Genomic DNA, 19,035 nt, shown 5'->3' on the forward strand with positions numbered 1-19,035 from the left:
TCTCGATAATCAACACATTGCGCCTAGCGTGTCCGCCCTTGCGGCAAGCTGAAGCGGCACGGTTGCCGAAATGCTACGCCGACCCTGCCGAAGCGGGTCCGGCCGGCGTGCATCGCCTGTACGCCTGCGGTTATTCGGGCGCTCCGCCGCTGCCCGGCTCGCCGGCTTCCTCGTTCTCGGGCCGGGTCTCGAAGACCTTGTCGACGATGCCGAAGGCCATCGCCTCGTCGGCCTCGAGGAAGGTGTCACGGTCCATCGCCTTCTCGATCTCGGTCAGCGTCTTGCCGGTGTACTTGGCATAGAGGTCGTTCATGCGGGTGCGCATGCGCAGGATCTCGCGCGCCTGGATCTCGATGTCGCTCGCCATGCCGCGCGCGCCGCCGCTGGGCTGGTGCACCATGATCCGCGCGTTGGGCAGCGCGATGCGCATGCCGGGTTCGCCCGCCGCGAGCAGGAAGCTGCCCATCGACGCCGCCTGGCCGACGCAGACGGTCGAGACGCGCGGCTTGATGTACTGCATGGTATCGTGGATCGCCATGCCGGCCGTCACCACGCCGCCGGGCGAGTTGATGTACATGCTGATGGGCTTCGAGGGATTCTCGCTTTCGAGAAACAGCAGCTGCGCCACGATCAGCGAGGCCATGTTGTCCTCGATCTGGTCGGTCACGAACACGATCCGCTCGCGTAGCAGGCGGCTGAAGATGTCGAAGCTGCGCTCGCCCCGGCTAGTCTGTTCGACCACCACGGGCACCAGCGCGCCGGTCACCGGATCCTGGGTGAAGCGACCCTGGCTGCCATAAACATGCTGCGATCCGCCGAACACGTCGATCATGAAAATTCCGTCCTTGTAAATATCCGGCAGCCTATGTCGCTAGTGGCATACAGATGTTCAAGGGCATTAACCGAGACCATCCCCTGCATGACCTGCCGGCCCTCGATCTCCTGACGATTACACTTGTCGTTGATCGCCCAAACGATGTCGTTCGTCGAAGGACACGGGACGCCGCCGTGTCATTGACACAATACACCTTCCAGAAAAGGGAAGGAAGACCGTGAGCTTGCAGTCCAAACACGTCGCGCCGGTTGTAGCGGCGCTCCTCGCGTCGGTTTCAGCGCCGGCCCTGTCGCAGGATGCGCCCAGCGGCGATGCCCCGCCGCCCGATGCGCCCGAGCCCGCGAACGTCGAAGGGCGTCAAAGCTACAGCGCGGCGGATTTCGCGCGCTTCGCGCCGAAGACCGCCCTCGACATGTTGAACAACGTACCCGGCTTCCTCATTCGCGGCGACCAATCGGGCACCCGCGGGCTGGGCAATGCCAGCGAGAACGTACTCGTCAATTCGCGGCGGCTGCCGTCGAAATCCGACGATCTGCGCGACCAGATCGCCCGTATCCCGGCGTCCAGCGTCGTTCGCATCGACATCGTGGATGGCGCCACGCTCTCGATCCCCGGCCTGTCGGGGCAGGTGGCCGACATCATCACCCGGCCCGACACCTTCACCGGCAGCTTTTCGTGGAACGGGGAGGCCCGAGTGCACTTCACCCGTCCGCGTTACACCGCGGGCGAAGTGTCGGTGAAGGGGACGCTCGGGAGGATCGAATACACCGCCGCACTTGCGAACAGCGTCGGCGGCGGCGGGTTCGGGGGGCCGTATCAGATCCTGAACGCGGATCGGTCGCTGCGCGAGATCCGCGATGGCAAGCTGGTGTCGGAATACGACGCACCCAAGCTCAGCGTCGGGTTGAAGCATACCGCCCCTAACGGGGCGATCGCGAACCTCAATGCCTCGTATCGCCGCCAGTACGAGGATTACACCGACGACGAGGTCCGGACCCCGGTGGGCGGTGTTCCGCAGTTCCGCGATCTCAGCGGCCGGTTCCGCGCATACGACTACGAGTTCGGCGGAGACTACCAGTTCCCCGTGTTCGGCGCGCAACTCAAGCTGATCGGGCTGAACCGCTTCGACCAGAGCCGGTTTCGCGAAGAGGTGGTCACTACGTCGTCGGCTGGCGGCATCCCCGATGGCGGGCGATATGCGCAAGTCGTCGATTCGGGCGAAGTCATCGGCCGGTCCGAGCTTTCCTGGAAATGGGGCGTGGCGGACTGGCAGATCGCGGGGGAAGCTGCGTTCAACCGGCTCGACAAGAATGCCAGCCTGTTCGACCTCGCGTCCGGGGGAAGCTTCGTCGAGATCCCCTTCCCGCAAGGCGATGGCGGGGTGCGGGAAGACCGCTACGAAGCGAGCCTGAGCTACGGGCGCCCACTGACGCCGAAGCTTTCGCTGCAGGCAATTGTCGGTGCGGAGCATTCCACGATCAGCCAGACCGGTCCGACCGGGGTTTCGCGCAGCTTCCTGCGGCCCAAGGGCACGCTGAGTCTGGCCTGGCAGCCCAAGCGCGGCCTCGACCTGTCGTTCAAGCTCGAACGAGCGGTGGGCCAGCTCAACTTCAACGATTTCCTAGGCCGCGTCTTCCTCGACGATGCGAACCAGAACGACAGCAACTTCGATCTCGTCCCGTCGCAAAGCTGGAATGTGGAGGTCGCCGGCAAGAAGGACCTCGGCCCCTGGGGGAGCACCAACTTGCGGGTGTTCTACCGGGACTTCGAGGATTACGTCGACCTTGTGCCCCTGCCCGGCGGCGGTGAAGGACGCGGGAACATCGACCGGCTGCGCCGCTACGGGTTCGAATGGACCAGCACGGTCAAGCTGGAGCCCATCGGGTTCCGTGGGGCGAAGATCGACAGCAATGTCATCCTGCAAACGTCGCGCCTGATCGATCCGTTGACCGGCGAGAAACGCCAGATGGACAGGCTCGGCTACCGCGTCATCGAAGTCACGTTGCGACACGACATCCCCGGAAGCGACTGGGCATGGGGTGCAGGGTTCGAACATATCGATTCGACCGAATACCATCGCATCAACGAAGTAGGCAAAGAGACCGAAGGCCCAATCTTCGATCGCTACTTCATCGAGAACAAAGACGTGTTCGGGCTGACCGCGCGGCTCGACGTGATTAACCTGGTGGACGCAAGGCACCGCCTGTACCGCACGGTCTATACCGGACGCCGCGATACCTCGCCCGTCGCCTTCATCGAAGACCAATCCCGCTTGATCGGGCCGATCTTCCGACTGTCGCTGAAGGGCAACTTCTAGACCGCACTTCGCATCGGGCGTCTTCGAGGAAGAGGGGCGGACGTATTGCCGCAAGGCGTGCAAGGCGCCGCCCCAAGGGTCTCGTTTCAAAAACCCTCGTCAACCTACGGATGCCGACGGCGGATCGCGAAGGGAGGAAGCGCACTTTCGCGACTGGGCGGCATCTATCTCGCGCTGGAGGAAAAAATTGAGCGCGGTCCGGATGGTCGCGATCGCGGCCAATTGGCCGATTTCCGACCAGCTCGGCGCGACCGCCGTGCGCAGGATGTCGGCACCGAGCAGCAGTTCCAGCGCCAGTGCCAACCAACGACCGAGACGAAGGCGGATATCCTCCTTCGTGTCGTGTGCAACCTGGGCTTTGTCGGTGCCGCTGTGCAGGCGGAACGTGCCGAGAAGCCGCACGACCGCTTCGGCCACGGCATAAGCGACGATGACCGCCGAAACACCCTCCACCACCAGCGAAGTAGTGGTGGCGACTTCGCGGATCCAATCTTCGAGCATGCAGCGATAACCGGCGCGATCACGCGCCGGTTCCGCTGCAACGCACCTTACTTCTTGGCGGCCTTCTTGGCCGGAGCCTTCTTGGCCGCAGGCTTCTTCGCCTCGGCCTTGTCGGCGGCAGGCTCTTCGGTCGCGTCCTTCTTCGCGGCAGCCTTCTTCGGAGCCGCCTTCTTGGCGGGCGCCTTCTTGGCCGGCTCGTCCGCCGCGGTTTGCTCAGCCGTATCGCCGGTGGCCGTATCGCCGGTGGCCGTATCGTCAGCATCGGGCGCGGCGCCCTTCTTGGCGGACTTTTTGGCCGGAGCTTTTTTCGCGGGCTTGGCTTCGGCGTTCTCTTCCGCCTCGATCGCGGCCTGCAGTTCGTCGCGGGTCACTTCCCGCTCGGTCACTTCGGCCTTGTCGAACAGGAAATCGACGACCTTGTCCTCGTAGAGAGGGGCACGCAGCTGCGCGGCGGCCATGTCGTTGGTGCGGATCAGCTCCATGAACCGGTCGCGGTCTTCCGGGCGATACTGCTGGGCAGCCTGCTGGATGAGCATGCTCATTTCCTGCTGGGTGACCTGCACGCCGTTGGCCTGGCCGATCTCCGACAGCAGCAGTCCGAGACGCACGCGGCGCTCGGCGATCGAGCGATAGTCGTCCTTCTCGCTCTCGATTTCCTTCATCGCGCCTTCGGGATCGGCATCGTTCGCGGCTTCCTGCTGGAGCTGCTGCCAGATCTGCTCGAACTCGGCATCGACCATTCCCTGCGGCACGGCGAAATCGTGGCCCGAGGCGAGCGCATCGAGCAACTGGCGCTTCATCGCGGTGCGGGTGAGGCCGCCCAACTCCTGCTCGAGCTGGCCCTTCAACAGGCCGCGCAGCTGATCGAGGCTCTCGAGGCCGAGGTTCTTCGCAAAATCCTCGTCGATCGCGGTCTCGTCTTCCACCTGCACCTTGTGCACGTGGATCGCGAACTGCGCGTCCTTGCCGGCGAGTTCCTTGGCCGGGTAATCCTCGGGGAAAGTCACGGTGATCGTCTTGTCGTCGCCCGCCTTCACGCCGGCGAGCTGTTCCTCGAAACCGGGGATGAAGCGACCGGCACCGATGACCAGCGGCGCTTCCTCGGCCTTGCCGCCTTCGAATTCGACGCCGTCGATCGAGCCGGTGAAATCGATGATGACCTGGTTGCCGTCGCCTGCCTTCTTGGTCTTGGGGGCGTCCTTCCAGCTCTTCTGCTGGCCTGCGATGTTCTGCACCGCCTCGTCGACCTCGGCGTCGGTGACGGGCACGGTCAGCTTCTCCAGCTTGATCCCGTCGGTCGAGGGCGCCTCGATCTCGGGCAGCACTTCGAGATCGACGGTCAGCGTGGCGTCCTTGCCCTGCTCGTAGCCGTCACCGAACTGCACGTTGGGCTGCATGGCGGGGCGCAGCTTCTTGTCGCGCATCAGGCCGTCGACCGCGCCCTGGATCTGGTCGTTGACGACTTGCGCGTGCAGCGCCTCGCCGTGCATCTTCTTGACCAGGTTGGCGGGTACCTTCCCGGGGCGGAAGCCGGGCATGCGCACCTGCGGGGCGATCTTCTTCACCTCCGATTCGATGGCCGCGTCGATGTCCTTCGCCGGGATCGTGATGGAATAGCCGCGGCGCAGGCCCTCGTTGGTGGTCTCTTCGATCTTCATGGGAGGTCAAAAGCCTTCTTGAATCAAATCCATAGTGATCGCCCGGGGCGACTGCGGCGGTTGGTGCGGGCGAAGGGACTCGAACCCCCACATCTTGCGATGCCAGAACCTAAATCTGGTGCGTCTACCAATTCCGCCACGCCCGCTGACCCGAACGAACCCGCGCGGGCAGGCGGGCCTGCTCGCGAACAGGGGCGTGCCGTTACAGCGGGCGAAGCGAAAGGGCAAGCGGGGGAACGGGCGCGCCGGGCGGAGCGTTTGCACCACGACACGAAAGGATCGCCTACGATGGCTACCCAGCCCCCGGAAACTCCCGACACCATCGACCCGACCAGCCCCGCCGAAGTGCCGCCCGTCATCACTCCGACGGAAGAACCGGCGGGTCAGCCCGACGAGGTCGCACCCACCCAGCCGGACACGATCCAGCCGGGCGAGCAGCCCGCCGAGATACCGGTGCCGAAGCAGTGACGACCGCTCCCGTCCCCGATCCACGGGGGAAGCCGGTTTCGTCCGACGAACTGGAGAAGGATGCGCCGCTGCCCGACGACGGTCCGCTGATCGACACCGGTCCTGCCGAGATCGACGTCGAGCGTGAGGCGGCAGGCGTGCAGCCCGAGAAGGAACCCGGCCGGACGCCCGAAATCGAAATGCCTCCGGACTGATCTTGCCCGTGTCTTCCCCTCGCACTAAGGGCGCGGCCTTATGAGCGACGACAAGCCCCAAACCCCGCCCGACCGCCTTTCGGTCAATCCGCGCAGCGAACATTTCGAGCAATCTGCACTCGAACGCGGCATTGGCATCCGGTTCAAGGACCGTGTGCGGACCGACGTCGAGGAGTACTCGATCTCGGAAGGCTGGATTCGCGTGCAGGCGGGCAAGACCGTCGATCGCAAGGGACAGCCGCTGACGCTCAAGCTCAACGGCCCGGTCGAAGCCTGGTTCGAGGATCTGGGCGACGACGCACCCGTCGCGAAGAAGGGCTGACGCGGCGTCCCGTCAGGGATTGTAGCGCGCGATTGCCGCATCGAGCGGATCGCGCGGCGGTGCCGCAGGTATGCGAGCAGCAACCCTTTGCGCTGACACCCTGGCAAGTCGCGATGCTGAGCTCGGTACCGAACGCGCGCTTGGCGCTTCGCCCAATCCGGCGAAGGCGTTTGCGAAGGCCTTCGATGGTTTTGCGCTGATCGGCGGCGGGGCGTAGCGTGCCGCGGCAAGAACCCGCGCGCCGCCCAGTTCGCCGCCCACTTCTCCACCCCTGGCACGATCGTTGTAGATGAAGCCCGCGACGGGCCAGACCGTCGTCCCCAGATCGCCGATGGGCGCGTACCACACGCGAACCTGGCTCCAGTCGTTGGCCGGCGAGACGTCTATCGCCCGCACGCCGCGCTCGATCTGCCCGCGGCGCCCGTTGATCGGGCTCCAATTCGCATGATCTAGCAGGACGGTACGCGAATCGACGACCCGCGAGACCGCGGCGACATGGCCGAGGACCATGCTGCCACTGGACCGGAACGCCATCACCGCCCCCGCCTTCGGACGGTTGCCGCGGGCATACCGGCCCGCCGCCTGATCCCACCACGTATGGGCATCGCCGTAGATCTGCACGCCCGATCGCTCGCGCGCATAGGGCACGCACTGGAGGTAAGGCGGCAGTTCGGCCCGGTTCTCCGCCGTATCGCCAAACGAGAACTGTTCGGATGCGGCCGCCAGCGCGGCCCCCGGACAGGCGAGCGCACACGCTGCCGCGATGGTGATGAACCCTTCCCTCATGCAAGGTACATTTGCCCTTACAGGGTTAGGGCCGGCCTGCCGGACATGGTTAACGGCGCGGTAACCGATAGCGACCGCGCTTGCCTTCGCGGCGGCAAAGCGCCACCTGCAACGGCAATTATGAAACCCACCGTCATCATCATCGGCCGCCCCAACGTCGGCAAGTCGACGCTTTTCAACCGGCTCGTCGGCAAGAAGCTGGCACTGGTCGACGATCAGCCCGGCGTTACCCGCGATCGGCGGCAGGGCGACGCTGTCATCGCCGGGCTCGAATTCACCATCGTCGACACCGCGGGCTGGGAAGACGAGGACGCGGAAACCCTCCCCGGGCGGATGCGCGCGCAGACCGAAGTCAGCATCGAAGGCGCCGACGCCGTGTTGTTCGTGATCGATGCGCGTGCCGGCCTTACCCCGCTCGACAACGAGATCGCACGGTGGCTGCGGACCGAGGACGTCCCCGTCGTCGCGGTCGCCAACAAGGCCGAGGGCAAGGCGGGCGACGGCGGCCTGTACGAAGCGTTCTCGCTCGGTTTCGGCGACCCGGTGGCCCTTTCCGCCGAACACGGCGAGGGCGTCGCCGACCTGTTCGAGGCGCTTTATCCTCTCATCGGCCATTACGAGGCCGAACGCGAAGCCGCCGACCTTGCCGGCGAACCGGCCGACCCCGACGATCTCGCCACGGGACCGCTCAAGCTGGCGATCGTCGGGCGGCCCAACGCCGGCAAGTCCACGCTCATCAACCGGATGCTCGGGCAAGACCGCCTGCTGACCGGGCCGGAAGCCGGCATCACGCGCGATTCGATTGCGGTGGACTGGCAGTGGACCGATCCGGACGGCGAAGTGCGCGACGTCCGGCTGATCGACACCGCCGGGATGCGCAAGCGCGCTCTGGTGGTCGACAAGCTGGAAAAGCTGGCGGTCGCCGATGCCAAGCACGCGGTCGATTTCGCCGAAGTCGTCGTGCTGCTGCTCGACGCCACGCGCGGGCTGGAGCACCAGGATCTCAAGATCGCGTCCCACGTGATCGAGGAAGGCCGGGCCCTGATGGTGGCCATCAACAAATGGGATCTTGCCGGCAGCGAGGAGGTCGGCGATGCCAGCCGCCTGTTCAACGGCATCCGGGGCGCGCTGGAGGACGGATTGTCGCAGGTGAAGGGCCTGTCCGTCTTCGCGGTTTCCGCGAAGACCGGCAAGGGCATCGACCAGATGTTGAAGGCCGCTTTCGAAATTCGCGAGGCGTGGTCGAAACGCGTGCCGACTTCCGCACTCAACCGCTGGTTCGACGACGCGCTGGAAGCCAACCCCCCGCCCGCGCCCAAGGGCAAGCGGATCAAGCTGCGCTACATCACCCAGGCCGGCACCCGCCCGCCGCGCTTCGTGGTGTTCGGCACCCGGCTCGACATGCTGCCCAGGAGTTACGAACGGTATCTGGTCAACAGCATCCGAAAGGAGTTGGGCTTCGATGCGGTGCCGGTGCGCGTCGTGCTGAAGTCGCCGAAAAACCCATACGCCAAGGACTAGCGCTGCAAAGGGAACATCCGACCGTAGGTCAGGCAGCGCCACAGCCATTCGAGCGGACCATAACGATAGCGCGCCAGCCATGGCTTCGACCACGCGAGCATCAGCACCCAGGTGGCCAGCACCACGAGATAGAGCTGCGGCCGGTCGAGCTTGCCGTAGAGGCCGAATGCCCAGCCCGAGAACACGAACAGCATGACCAAGCTGGTGCCGAGATAGTTCGAGAACGCCATGCGCCCCGCCGCGACAGTCCGCGATCCCAGCCAGCCGGTCACCTTCGGCCCCCACAACGCCAGCAGCGCCGCCAGCCCCAGCACTGCGGGCAGCCGCGTGAAGAGCGACGCGCCGATGAAGGCGAAGAGCGTGCGCGCATACGTGAACCCGCCCCCCATCACCCACAGCCCCAGTAGCAGCGTTGCCGCGGTCCCGGCGGCGAGGCCCGCCCAACCCCACATGGCTTGCCTGCGCGCGTCCAATCGCCCGGCGAACACACCCGCCCGGTAGAATGCCATGCCGATCAGCATCAGCGGGATCGTCTCGGTGAAGATCTGCCCGAGAGTCAGCAGCCAGTCCCAGGTATGGGACTCGGCGGTGTGCGCGACCATGTCGAGCCACGAACCGTCGGTCCTGATCGCCAGTTCCCGCGCGCCATCGCTGCGTTCGCCCGCGATCATCGCCTCCACGGCGCGCGCGCCGTCGGCAAATCCCGGGCTGCCGCGCAGACCGGTTTCGGAGGAAGCCCAGAGATACCCGAGCGACAGGGTCGAAAGCAGCGCGCCGAAGACGTAGCCGGTAAGGCCCACCGCCATCTGCGTCACCGGCCTCCACCGCACGCAGGGAAGCACCGCCAGGCCGCACAGCGCGTAGATAGCCAGGATGTCGCCCCGCCACAGCAGATAGTAATGGGCAAGACCGAAGGCGAGCATCCAGAGAAGGCGGCGCACCTGCAAGCCCAACCCCGCCCCCCTTGCCCAAGCGCGGTCCATGAACAGGACAAGACCCGCGCCGAAGAGCAGCGTGAAGAGCCCGCGCATCTTGCCGTCGACCGCAACGAACTGGCCCAGCCAGAGCCAGTCGGACACAGCGCTGCGCGGTGTCAGGAACCCCTCCGGCCAGGTGTAGGCGAGCGGGGGCTGGCCGAAAGCGACGATGTTGGCGGCAAGGATGCCCATGACCGCGATGCCGCGCGTGAAGTCGAGACTGGTCAAGCGATCTCCGCCGACCGGCGCCGCGCCCTGCGGCTGGTCCGGCGTCGCCGGGATCGTCGCGTCCGTCATGCCCGCGCCCTAGCAGCGCGAGCGGCGCCGGCCATCCCTTATCGGGTGACGAGGCAGGCCTGACCGGCAGTCTTCAATGCGGCACAGGCCGATTGCGCGGCGGACTGGCTCGCCCATCCTTCAGCGAGCAGGCGCGTGAGCTTGCCGGCCGATACCGTGACCTTTCGCTTGCCAGCCAGCGAGGCTTTGCCGGCAACCTGCGACCACGCACGATCGGCATTCCCGGCAACCGAGAACGCGCCCAGTTGCAGCTTCCATGGGCCGCTGGCCGTGGCGGGAGCCGGGGCAGGCTTCGGCGCCGGTTGTGCGGCCGGCCTGGCCGCAGCCGGCGCTTTCGCCGCCACCGTGGATGCCGGCGGGCGGGCAGCGGGAGGCGCGATCACCGCTGCCACGGCCGGGCGCGCGAAATCCGCTCCGGCGGTCGCGGGGCTCTCGGTGCCGGTGGCCCGCATAGCCTCGTTCACGGCGGCTTGCGCCACGGGGATCGACGGCGCGACGGCGACCGGCTCCACCCGTTGCGGAACGCGCACCGGCGGTAGCGCCGCGGGCGCCGCCGCGACGACCGTGGCCGGAGGGGGCGGAACGGCGGCCGCCGTCGGACCGTCCCCGAGATCGGCGGCAGCAAGCTGGCTCGTCCGCCGGGCATCGGCATCCTGCCGCATCTGCGCCGCGAGCGACTGGGCCTGCTGGCGCTGCGCGAGTGGGACGAACTCGTCCATCTGTTTCAATCCCTGTGTCGCCTGCGGCAGGCCCGCGCCGTTCGCCAGCGTCAACAGGGCATAGGCGCGCACCCAGTCCTTCGCCACGAGGTCGCCGTTGAAGTGCGCGATTCCGACCAGGTATTGCGCGCGCGGATCGCCGCGTTCGGCAGCGGCAGTCACATAAGGCATCGCCTGTTCGCGGCGACCGTCCTGGAACAACAGCAGCCCGTAATTGTCGGCGGCCTTCACGTGGCCCTTGGCCGCGGCGCGCGCATAGAGACCTTCGGCCTGCTTGAGATCGACCGCGACTCCGCGCCCGAGGCGGTAGGCCTGCGCGAGGTTGAACATCGCGTCGGCATCGCCCTTGCCCGCGGGGCCGCGCCATTCGGCGACGGCTTTCGCGAAGTCGCCCGCGCTCCATGCGTCCACGCCTGCCTTCACGTCGGCATGCGCGGCGCTGGCGAGGGCGAGCAGCAAAGGTCCGGCAAGGCAGGCAAAGGGAATGCGGCGGGCACGGTTTGCGGTCATCGGCGGTCCCTTCATTATCGGTTCCATGCGAACCGACATAGTGAATGAGCCGTTAGCAAAGGGTTTCCATCACCCCTTCGCCCTCGGCACGCCACCAGACCGCGCCGATCAACGGCGTTAACCCGATCTTTAGGGTATGCTGCGATCCCCCTTTCGGCGGAGTGCATGGGCGCATTTCCGCGATGGATTTTTCAGGGGGACCAGCCTTGCGGGTACTGGCATTGGCTTCGCAGAAGGGCGGATCGGGCAAAACCACGCTCTCCGGGCACCTGGCGGTGCAGGCGCAACGCGCCGGCGCCGGACCGGTGGTGCTCATCGATATCGATCCGCAAGGGTCGCTCGCCGACTGGTGGAACGAGCGCGAGGCGGAATACCCCGCCTTCGCCCAGACCACCGTCGCCCGGCTCGCCAGCGATCTGCAGGTGCTGCGCCAGCAGGGCTTCAAGCTCGCCGTCATCGACACCCCGCCGGCCATCACGATGGCGATCCAGTCGGTCATCGGTGTCGCCGAGCTGATCGTCGTTCCGACCCGCCCCAGCCCGCACGACCTGCGCGCCGTGGGCGCCACGGTCGACCTGTGCGAACGCGCCGGCAAGCCACTGATCTTCGTCGTCAACGCGGCCACGCCCAAGGCCAAGATCACCAGCGAAGCCGCCGTCGCGCTGAGCCAGCACGGCACCGTCGCGCCGATCACGCTGCACCACCGCACCGATTTCGCTGCGTCGATGATCGACGGCCGCACGGTGATGGAAGTCGATCCCGAAGGCCGCTCCGCCGCCGAAATGGCCGCGCTGTGGAATTACGTGTCCGACCGGCTCGAAAAGAATTTCCGCCGCACCGTGTTCGCTGCGCCTGGCGCGATGCACCACCAGCAGGCGCCCGGCGCCGCCTATCGCCCGCAAGGCGGCTTCGGCCGCCGCGTGGCGCAGTAGGCGCGGGCCCGGACGGAAAGGCCGAGCGCAGATGGCCGAAATCTCCTTCGCCTCGCTGAGCCCGTCGCTCCTCGCCCGCAAGGGGGGCGCGAAGCCCGCGATGCGTCCGCAGCACGCCGCCCTCGCCTCGATCCCGTCGATCGCGCCGGAGGCCGATGCCGACAAGCTCGAGGACCTCGGGTGGAACGACATGGGCGACGGCGACGATACCGCCGCTCCGCACATGGGCAGTGCCGAGATCTTCGCGCTGACACCGATGGCGGGACCGGACGAGGTTTCCGCGGAACCCGAAGTGCTGCGCCAGCGCGAGGCCATCGCCGAACGCATCGCGCCTCGCCCCGCGCCCGCCGCACCGAAAACCGTAACGACCAAAAGTCCGCGCGCCCGCAAGGATCGCGCCGCCTTCACCCTGCGACTGGATCAGCAGCGCCACGTCAAGCTGCGCCTCGCCTGCACGATGCGCGATACCAGTGCCCAGGCGTTGGTCACCGAGGCGCTCGACGCCTTTCTGGGCACAATGCCCGAACTCGAAGCGCTGGCCGCACAGGTCAAGCCGCGCTGAAACCGAATACCGACTGGGGGATACCACGATGACCCGCACCGCCAACGCCCGCATGCTGACTCTCGCCGCCGGCACCGCGCTTGCCTCGATGGCGCTGACCGGCTGCGCGACGAAGTCCGCGCCGCGTGCCGATTTTTCGGCGGGACGCGCCGAAGTCGCGCTGAACAAGGGTAAGGTGTCGGACGCGATCGCCCATGCGGAAGCCGCGGTCCTCGCCGAACCGCGCAATGCCGCCTACCGTTCCATGCTTGGCGCGGCCTATCTCGAAGCAGGCAGGTTCCTCTCGGCCCAGACCAGCTTCGACGATGCGTTGACGCTCGGCGACGAAAGCGCGCGGACCGCACTCGGCTTCGCGCTCGCCGCCATCGGCACGGGCGACCGCCGGGCCGCCGTCGAGGTTCTCGACGACTGGCGCGACGACATTCCGGCGTCCGACCTCGGTCTCGCCTATGCCCTTGCGGGCGACACGGCACAGGGCGTCCAGATCCTGACCGACGCGATCCAGGCGGGCGACAGTGCGGCCAAGACGCGTCAGAACCTTGCCTATGCACTCGCGCTCGGCGGCAACTGGGCCGGCGCGCGGATCATGGCGGCGCAGGACGTGCCCGCCGACAAGCTCGACGCGCGGATCGCCGAATGGGCGGCGATGGCCAAGCCCGAGGCGAACCAGCGGCGTGTGGCCTCGCTCCTCGGCACCGCCGTGGTAGCGGACGGCGGCCAGCCGGCGCAGCTCGCCCTCGTCAACAACCCGAGCCACGAACAGGTCGCCGCCGAAGCTGCCGCCTATGCCGAGCCTGCGCCCGATGCCGCTCAGCCGACCGCCGTCGCCTATGCCGGCGGAGAGTTGCCGGCGCTGGCGAGCAGCGGGCCTGCACCGGTCGCTCCGGCACCGGTCGCTCCGGCACCGGTCGTCGCCGTCGCCACGCCCGATGTCGCGCCCCCGGCCGATTTTCAGAGCGCGTTCGCCGCGCCCGCACCGGTCGCCGCAACGCCGGCGGCAATGATGGAACAGGTCGTCGCTTTCGCAAGCAAGCCGGTGGTCCAGCAGACACCCACCCGCCTCGGAGCCGTCGAATCCGTGCGCGCCGTCGACACACGCCGCGTCGCCCCCCGTCCAGTCGCGAAGGCCGCAGCCACCGGGGGCAGCCACCTCGTCCAGCTCGGATCGTTCTCGTCCGAAGCCGGCGCGCGCCGCGCGTGGGGCATCTATGCCAAGCGCTTCCCGCAACTGTCGGAATACGACATGGTGATCACCCGCGCGGTCGTGCGCGGGAAGACCTACTTCCGCGTCTCGGCCGGCGGCCTGCAGCGGGCGGAAGCGACTGGCATGTGCTCGACCGTCCGCGGCAAGGGTCAGGGCTGCTATGCCTGGGCCGAGGGCCGCCCGATGCCCGGCGCAACCGACAGCGGGATTCGCATGGCCTCGCGCTAACGAAGCGCCGGCAGATCTTGGGCGGCGCTAGAGCGCCGATCCCGCCAGCGACGACAAGCCGATAGCCGGCAAAACGCCGATCGCGGTCGCGATGGCATACCGGCGCGGGCCGACATTGGCGAGTGCACACAGACCCGTCACCGCGATGTGCGGCAGGCCGGCCAACCGCAGCATAATGAGCGGCACGATCCCCTTGCCCGCCGCCAGCGCGTCGAGCCGGGCGAGCTTGTGCCCGTAGCGCTGCCGGATCGTCGCATGCGATCCCCGTTCGAGCACGTGGTAAAGAACCATCGAACCGATCATCGCGCCCACCGCCACGGCCAAGGCGCCGAGCCCAACACCGAGCAACGCGCCCGAAGTGAACGAGATCGGCAGGAGCGTGCCGGGAATGCCCGATGCATAGGCCGACGCGGTGATCGCGAGGAACACGAGCGCGATCCACACTTCGCCGAAGGGAGCGGCAAGTGCGGCCTGCAGGCCGGATATCGGCAGCCAGTTGAAAATAAAGCTGTCCATACGACACTAGCGGACAGCGATCGCAGCCGTTCCCTTCGTCGTCGCCGTTCGCCGCGTCAGAGACGCGTTCCACCTTTGAAGGTCGCCAGCACTCGTCCCTGCGTGGGTTGGCGATCGAACGGCGTATTGCCCGCGGTGGCTGCCATGCGCGCGCTGTCGACGATCCACGGCCGCTCGGGATCGACCAGCAGCACGTCCGCTTCCATGCCTTCGGCCAGCACACCCGCTGCGACGCCCAGCAGGCGTGCGGGCGTGGACGCGAGCAGATCGAACGCGCGCGGTAGGTCGATGACGCCATCGCGCACCAGGGTCAGCGTCATTGCGAGCAGCGTTTCGGCCCCCGCCATCCCGGGCGCGGCATCGGCGAAGGGCAGCCGCTTGTCCTCCGGCCCGCGCGGATCGTGACCGCTCGAAACGACGTCGATCGTACCGTCGGAAAGCGCCTCGCGCACCGCCTGCCGGTCGTCCTCGCAGCGCAGCGGCGGCGAAAGGCGGGCGAAGGTGCGAAAATCCATCGTCGCAAGATCGGCCAGCATGAAGTGCGCCGGGGTCACGCCCGCGGTTACCGCCGCGCCCCGTGCCTTGGCAGCCCGTACCAGTTCGAGCGCGGCGCGGGTCGTCACCTGGCGCAAGTGGAGGCGCGCGCCGCTCATTTCGCACAGCGCGATGTCCCGGGCGATGGCCAGCGCCTCGGCTTCGGCAGGGGCGCTCAGCAGGCCGAGCCGTGTCGCCATCTCCCCGGCGGTGGCTGCGGCCTCGCCGGCAAGGCCGCCGTCCTCGGCGTGGCTCACGACCACCATGTCCAGCATCGCGGCATATTGCAGCAGTCGCAGCATGACGCCCGAATCGGCGATCCAGCGCCGCCCGGTCGCGATGCCGCGCGCGCCGGCCTCTTTCATCAATGCGATTTCGGCGAGCTGCTCACCGCCGAGACCGACGGTGGCTGCTGCAAGCGGATGGACCCACAGATCGGGCTTCCCACTCTTTGCGATGTAGGAAACGCGGCTCGGCAGATCGAGCGGCGGAGACTGGTCGGGCATCAGCGCCGCGCGCGTGATGCCGCCGAACCGGAATGCCGGCTTGTCGACGGCGAACACCCCCAGATCGACGATACCCGGTGCGACGAAGGCGCCCCTGGCGTCGACGACCTCATCGCCCTCCGCCGGTGCAGAGAACCCCGCGATACGTCCACCTTCGAGCCGTAGCGATCCCTCGCGGATACCGCCGGGAGTGACGATCCTGCCGCCCGTGATCGTAGTCGCCTGCGGCTTCATACTTTCTCTCCCCAGCCCTCGACACCGCGGCGGCGGCGGGTTAGCACGTCGAGGCAGGCCATGCGGATGGCGACGCCCATCTCCACCTGGCGGGTGATGATCGACCGGTCGATCGCGTCGGCCACGTCGCTGTCGATCTCCACCCCGCGGTTCATCGGGCCGGGATGCATCACGATCGCATCGGATGCCGCGAGTGCGAGGCGCTTTCGCGTAAGCCCGTAGAGGTGGTGGTATTCCCGCGGGCTCGGCACGAACTGGCCGCTCATCCGCTCGGTCTGCAGGCGCAGCATCATGACCACGTCCGCGCCCGCGAGCGCGGCATCGAAATCGTGGAAGGCAGTTACGCCCATCGCCTCGATGGCCGAAGGCATCAGCGCGGGCGGCGCGCACACGCGCACGCTGGCCCCCATCGCCTGCAGGCAGAGAATGTTCGATCGCGCGACCCGGCTGTGCAGCACGTCGCCGCATATCGTCACCGTCAGCCCGGTGAAATCGTCGGCCGCCTGTCCGCGTTCGCGCAAGGCATGGCGCAGCGCCAGCGCATCGAGCAGGGCCTGCGTCGGGTGTTCGTGCTGACCGTCGCCGGCATTGAGCACCGGGCAGTCCACCTTGTCGGCAATCAGCGCGGTCGCCCCGCTGCTGCCGTGGCGGATCACGATCGCGTCGGCCCGCATGGCGTTCAAGGTGATCGCAGTGTCGATCAGCGTCTCGCCCTTCTTCACCGAGCTTTGCGCCGCGTGCATGTTGACGACGTCCGCCCCCAGCCGCTTCCCCGCGATCTCGAAGCTCAGGAGCGTGCGCGTGCTGTTCTCGAAGAAGGCGTTGATGACGGTGAGGCCGGCCAGCAGGCCCGAATGCTTGGCCGCCTCGCGGTTCATCGCCACCCACTGCTCCGCCTCGTCGAGCATGTAGAGAATCTCGTGCCGCTCGAGCTGCGAGATGGCCAGCAGGTCGCGGTGCGGGAACGCGCGCGCGCCGATCGGGTAGCGCCAGCCACCCCGGTTGTTTTCCGCCGATGTCATTGAAGCCATGCCCTTGGTCGAGAGGTGTATGCCGGTCAAGCGCATTCCGGTGGCGCGTCGGGCCGGCAATCCCTAGCTTGCCCGGCGACTTTACCCGAGGAAACCCAAGCATGTCGTTCGCCCGCAAGGTCTGGCACCTGATCGTCGCCGTCAAGGACGGGCTCAGCCTCGTGTTCCTGCTGCTGTTCTTCTTCGCGATCTACGCCGTGCTGACCGCTCGGCCGAGCCCGGCGGCGGTGCGCGAAGGCGCGCTGCTGCTCGATCTCGACGGTACCATCGTGGAGGAGAAAAGCCGCGTCGATCCAATTCAGGTGCTGCTGTCGGGCCAGGCGCCGGTCGGGGAATACGACGTGCAGGACCTCGTGCGGGCGATCGACGCGGCGGCCACCGACGACCGGATCAAGGCGGTCGTCCTCGACCTCAGCGGTTTTACCGGCGGGGGACAGGTCCATGTCGAGGAGGTCGGTGCAGCGCTCGACCGGGTACGCACGGCGAAGAAGCCTGTGCTCGCCTGGGCGGTCGCCTATACCGACGACGGGGTCATGCTGGCGAGCCACGCGAGCGAGGTATGGGTCGATCCGCTGGGCGGCGCGTTCGTGACCGGCCCGGGCGGCAACAACCTCTACTACGGCGACCTGCTGAAGCGGCTGAAGGTCGACGCCCACGTCTTCAAGGTCGGCACCTACAAGAGCGCGACCGAACCCTATACCCAGACCGGCATGTCCGAACCCGCCCGCGAGAACTATAGCCAGCTCTACGGCGCGCTGTGGAGCGAATGGCAGGCGCACGTGAAGAAGGCCCGGCCCAAGGCGCAGCTGGCGCAGATCGCCCAGGACCCGGCCGCATGGCTGGCGGCGGCCAACTTCGACAGCGCGACAGCGGCGAAGAACGCAGGCCTCGTCGATACGCTGGGCGACAAGGTGGCGTTCGGGAAACGGGTCGCGCAGATCGCAGGCGCCGATCCTTACGACGACATGCCCGGCCGGTACGCCATGACCGAGCTCGATCCGTGGCTCGCCGACAATCCGGTCGAGGAGGCCGGCGACGCGATTGGTGTCGTCACCATCGCAGGCAACATCGTCGACGGTGACGCCGGGCCCGGTACGGCGGGCGGCGACCGGATCGCCGAACTGTTGGACGAGGCGCTGGAAGACGATCTCAAAGGCCTGGTCGTGCGGGTCAACTCACCCGGCGGTTCGGTGATGGCGAGCGAGGAAATCCGCCGCGCGATCCTGCGGCACAAGGCCAGGGGCATTCCCATCGCGGTCTCGATGGCCAACGTCGCGGCGTCCGGCGGCTACTGGGTCGCCACCCCCGCCCAGCGCATCTTCGCCGAGCCCGACACGATCACCGGTTCGATCGGCATCTTCGCGGTCGTGCCCACTTTCGAGCAGGCAGCCGCAAGTTGGGGCGTCTATTCCGACGGGGTGCGCACCACCCCGCTGTCCGGACAGCCCGACCTCATCGGCGGCCTGACGCCGGAAGTCGAAACGATGCTGCAGGGCGCAATCGAGGACGGCTACCGCGATTTCCTTGGCCGCGTGGCGCAGGCGCGCGGGATGACCCCCGAACGGGTCGACACGATCGCGCAAGGGCGCGTTTGGGACGGCGGAACCGCGCGGCAGATCGGCCTCGTCGACCAGTACGGCGGGCTCGACGATGCGCTGGCATGGGTGGCGGAGCAGGCCAAGCTGGGCGACGGCGAATGGCACGCGGCCTACCTCGGCGACGAGGCTGGCACGACCGACACCCTGCTGCGCCGCCTGCTGATCGGCGACGGGACGCGCAAGTCGGCGGCGACGGACGTGTTCGGCGCCGTGGCGATGCGGCGCGAGGCAACGCTCGGCCAGCTGGCTGGCGATCTCGAGCGGCTGACCGGAACCCCGGGCATGCAGGCATACTGCATCGAATGCGCGCCCCTGTCGCGCACCGCACCTACCGGCACGCTCAAGGGTTGGCTCGCGCGGCTCGTCCAGCTGTTTGCCTGACGCCGCGCGGAAGGGGTTGCCAGGCGCGCGGACGGGTGGCAAAGGCCCGCCCCTGTCCGCCCCGCCGAACATCTTAGGCAGGCCGCAGGACGGGCGCGTAGCTCAGCGGTAGAGCACACCCTTCACACGGGTGGGGTCACAGGTTCAATCCCTGTCGCGCCCACCAGTTTCGGCTGGACCGGCCCCGCGGCATTGCGATGGGCG

At 67.5% G+C, this 19,035-nt stretch carries 18 protein-coding genes and 2 tRNA genes; 10 read left to right on the top strand and 10 right to left on the bottom strand.

The window, feature by feature from the left end:
- Window positions 1-130: 130 nt before the first annotated feature.
- Window positions 131-832 (bottom strand): ATP-dependent Clp protease proteolytic subunit, encoded by a 702-nt coding sequence (locus D4766_RS04080; protein WP_120716299.1) that lies wholly within the window; start codon window positions 830-832, stop codon window positions 131-133.
- 220 nt (window positions 833-1,052) lie between these two features.
- Here D4766_RS04080 and D4766_RS04085 point away from each other — a divergent pair, with 220 nt between their 5' ends.
- On the top strand, window positions 1,053-3,152 hold the full coding sequence (locus D4766_RS04085; protein WP_162935647.1) for a TonB-dependent receptor plug domain-containing protein: 2,100 nt from the start codon (window positions 1,053-1,055) through the stop codon (window positions 3,150-3,152).
- A gap of 99 nt (window positions 3,153-3,251) precedes the next feature.
- Here the strand turns inward: D4766_RS04085 and D4766_RS04090 are convergent, their stop codons facing one another.
- The 3 genes from D4766_RS04090 to D4766_RS04100 all read right to left on the bottom strand — a co-directional run bounded on the left by D4766_RS04090 (window position 3,252) and on the right by D4766_RS04100 (window position 5,457).
- Window positions 3,252-3,653: a DUF1622 domain-containing protein gene (locus tag D4766_RS04090; RefSeq protein ID WP_120716301.1), complete on the bottom strand. Its 402-nt coding sequence runs from the start codon at window positions 3,651-3,653 to the stop codon at window positions 3,252-3,254.
- Between the two features lie 47 nt (window positions 3,654-3,700).
- Window positions 3,701-5,311, bottom strand: a complete 1,611-nt coding sequence (gene tig, locus D4766_RS04095) for a trigger factor (RefSeq protein WP_120716302.1) — start codon at window positions 5,309-5,311, stop codon at window positions 3,701-3,703.
- A gap of 61 nt (window positions 5,312-5,372) precedes the next feature.
- Window positions 5,373-5,457, bottom strand: a tRNA-Leu gene (locus D4766_RS04100).
- Between the two features lie 142 nt (window positions 5,458-5,599).
- Here D4766_RS04100 and D4766_RS04105 point away from each other — a divergent pair.
- From D4766_RS04105 to D4766_RS04115, 3 genes are read left to right on the top strand one after another with little or no spacing between them, the layout of a single operon-like run.
- Window positions 5,600-5,779: a hypothetical protein gene (locus tag D4766_RS04105; RefSeq protein ID WP_120716303.1), complete on the top strand. Its 180-nt coding sequence runs from the start codon at window positions 5,600-5,602 to the stop codon at window positions 5,777-5,779.
- A complete protein-coding gene (locus D4766_RS04110) occupies window positions 5,776-5,973 on the top strand; it encodes a hypothetical protein (RefSeq protein ID WP_120716304.1) in 198 nt (65 codons plus the stop codon). Before D4766_RS04105 ends, D4766_RS04110 begins: the two co-directional genes overlap by 4 nt.
- Before the next feature lie 40 nt (window positions 5,974-6,013).
- Window positions 6,014-6,295, top strand: coding sequence for a DUF3297 family protein (locus D4766_RS04115; protein ID WP_120716305.1), 282 nt, complete (start codon window positions 6,014-6,016; stop codon window positions 6,293-6,295).
- Between the two features lie 12 nt (window positions 6,296-6,307).
- On the opposite strand, the gene D4766_RS04120 is transcribed toward D4766_RS04115, so the two are convergent.
- Window positions 6,308-7,081, bottom strand: coding sequence for a CHAP domain-containing protein (locus tag D4766_RS04120; protein WP_120716306.1), 774 nt, complete (start codon window positions 7,079-7,081; stop codon window positions 6,308-6,310).
- A gap of 120 nt (window positions 7,082-7,201) precedes the next feature.
- Between D4766_RS04120 and der the strand changes: the two genes are divergently transcribed.
- Entirely contained in the window at window positions 7,202-8,602 is a 1,401-nt protein-coding gene (gene der, locus D4766_RS04125; protein WP_120716307.1) for a ribosome biogenesis GTPase Der, read from the top strand.
- Here der and D4766_RS04130 read toward each other — a convergent pair.
- Both D4766_RS04130 and D4766_RS04135 read right to left on the bottom strand, forming a co-directional pair.
- Window positions 8,599-9,876, bottom strand: coding sequence for a DUF418 domain-containing protein (locus D4766_RS04130; RefSeq protein WP_120716308.1), 1,278 nt, complete (start codon window positions 9,874-9,876; stop codon window positions 8,599-8,601). The two genes, der and D4766_RS04130, sit on opposite strands and share 4 nt — an antisense overlap.
- A gap of 38 nt (window positions 9,877-9,914) precedes the next feature.
- A complete protein-coding gene (locus D4766_RS04135) occupies window positions 9,915-11,105 on the bottom strand; it encodes a tetratricopeptide repeat protein (protein WP_120718046.1) in 1,191 nt (396 codons plus the stop codon).
- A gap of 206 nt (window positions 11,106-11,311) precedes the next feature.
- Here D4766_RS04135 and D4766_RS04140 point away from each other — a divergent pair, with 206 nt between their 5' ends.
- Genes D4766_RS04140 through D4766_RS04150 form a run of 3 tightly spaced genes read left to right on the top strand, consistent with a single transcriptional unit; the run spans window position 11,312 to window position 14,031 of the window.
- Window positions 11,312-12,037 (top strand): AAA family ATPase, encoded by a 726-nt coding sequence (locus D4766_RS04140; protein ID WP_120716309.1) that lies wholly within the window; start codon window positions 11,312-11,314, stop codon window positions 12,035-12,037.
- 31 nt (window positions 12,038-12,068) lie between these two features.
- Window positions 12,069-12,599, top strand: a complete 531-nt coding sequence (locus D4766_RS04145; RefSeq protein ID WP_120716310.1) for a hypothetical protein — start codon at window positions 12,069-12,071, stop codon at window positions 12,597-12,599.
- Between the two features lie 28 nt (window positions 12,600-12,627).
- Window positions 12,628-14,031 carry an SPOR domain-containing protein gene (locus D4766_RS04150; RefSeq protein WP_120716311.1) on the top strand — a complete coding sequence of 468 codons (1,404 nt, stop codon included), beginning with the start codon at window positions 12,628-12,630 and terminating at the stop codon, window positions 14,029-14,031.
- A gap of 27 nt (window positions 14,032-14,058) precedes the next feature.
- Here the strand turns inward: D4766_RS04150 and D4766_RS04155 are convergent, their stop codons facing one another.
- The 3 genes from D4766_RS04155 to D4766_RS04165 are packed head-to-tail and all read right to left on the bottom strand — an operon-like array spanning window position 14,059 to window position 16,843.
- Window positions 14,059-14,547: a VTT domain-containing protein gene (locus D4766_RS04155; protein ID WP_120716312.1), complete on the bottom strand. Its 489-nt coding sequence runs from the start codon at window positions 14,545-14,547 to the stop codon at window positions 14,059-14,061.
- 56 nt (window positions 14,548-14,603) lie between these two features.
- Window positions 14,604-15,821: a dihydroorotase gene (locus tag D4766_RS04160; protein ID WP_120716313.1), complete on the bottom strand. Its 1,218-nt coding sequence runs from the start codon at window positions 15,819-15,821 to the stop codon at window positions 14,604-14,606.
- A complete protein-coding gene (locus D4766_RS04165) occupies window positions 15,818-16,843 on the bottom strand; it encodes an aspartate carbamoyltransferase catalytic subunit (protein ID WP_120718047.1) in 1,026 nt (341 codons plus the stop codon). Before D4766_RS04165 ends, D4766_RS04160 begins: the two co-directional genes overlap by 4 nt.
- A 110-nt stretch (window positions 16,844-16,953) precedes the next feature.
- Between D4766_RS04165 and sppA the strand changes: the two genes are divergently transcribed.
- Both sppA and D4766_RS04175 read left to right on the top strand, forming a co-directional pair.
- Entirely contained in the window at window positions 16,954-18,831 is a 1,878-nt protein-coding gene (gene sppA / locus D4766_RS04170; protein WP_120716314.1) for a signal peptide peptidase SppA, read from the top strand.
- 91 nt (window positions 18,832-18,922) lie between these two features.
- Window positions 18,923-18,997, top strand: a tRNA-Val gene (locus D4766_RS04175).
- The last annotated feature ends 38 nt before the right edge of the window (window positions 18,998-19,035 follow it).

Origin of the sequence: Tsuneonella amylolytica (genome assembly GCF_003626915.1) — a bacterium.
Lineage (GTDB): Bacteria > Pseudomonadota > Alphaproteobacteria > Sphingomonadales > Sphingomonadaceae > Tsuneonella > Tsuneonella amylolytica.

Bases quoted from the DNA above. Each gene is read 5' to 3' on its own strand.
- D4766_RS04155 (WP_120716312.1), bottom strand. From the start codon at position 14,547: ATGGACAGCTTTATTTTCAACTGGCTGCCGATATCCGGCCTGCAGGCC.
- D4766_RS04160 (WP_120716313.1), bottom strand. From the start codon at position 15,821: ATGAAGCCGCAGGCGACTACGATCACGGGCGGCAGGATCGTCACTCCC.
- D4766_RS04150 (WP_120716311.1), top strand. From the start codon at position 12,628: ATGACCCGCACCGCCAACGCCCGCATGCTGACTCTCGCCGCCGGCACC.
- D4766_RS04145 (WP_120716310.1), top strand. From the start codon at position 12,069: ATGGCCGAAATCTCCTTCGCCTCGCTGAGCCCGTCGCTCCTCGCCCGC.
- der (WP_120716307.1), top strand. From the start codon at position 7,202: ATGAAACCCACCGTCATCATCATCGGCCGCCCCAACGTCGGCAAGTCG.
- D4766_RS04080 (WP_120716299.1), bottom strand. From the start codon at position 832: ATGATCGACGTGTTCGGCGGATCGCAGCATGTTTATGGCAGCCAGGGT.
- tig (WP_120716302.1), bottom strand. From the start codon at position 5,311: ATGAAGATCGAAGAGACCACCAACGAGGGCCTGCGCCGCGGCTATTCC.
- sppA (WP_120716314.1), top strand. From the start codon at position 16,954: ATGTCGTTCGCCCGCAAGGTCTGGCACCTGATCGTCGCCGTCAAGGAC.
- D4766_RS04105 (WP_120716303.1), top strand. From the start codon at position 5,600: ATGGCTACCCAGCCCCCGGAAACTCCCGACACCATCGACCCGACCAGC.
- D4766_RS04120 (WP_120716306.1), bottom strand. From the start codon at position 7,081: ATGAGGGAAGGGTTCATCACCATCGCGGCAGCGTGTGCGCTCGCCTGT.
- D4766_RS04135 (WP_120718046.1), bottom strand. From the start codon at position 11,105: ATGACCGCAAACCGTGCCCGCCGCATTCCCTTTGCCTGCCTTGCCGGA.
- D4766_RS04115 (WP_120716305.1), top strand. From the start codon at position 6,014: ATGAGCGACGACAAGCCCCAAACCCCGCCCGACCGCCTTTCGGTCAAT.
- D4766_RS04130 (WP_120716308.1), bottom strand. From the start codon at position 9,876: ATGACGGACGCGACGATCCCGGCGACGCCGGACCAGCCGCAGGGCGCG.
- D4766_RS04090 (WP_120716301.1), bottom strand. From the start codon at position 3,653: ATGCTCGAAGATTGGATCCGCGAAGTCGCCACCACTACTTCGCTGGTG.
- D4766_RS04165 (WP_120718047.1), bottom strand. From the start codon at position 16,843: ATGACATCGGCGGAAAACAACCGGGGTGGCTGGCGCTACCCGATCGGC.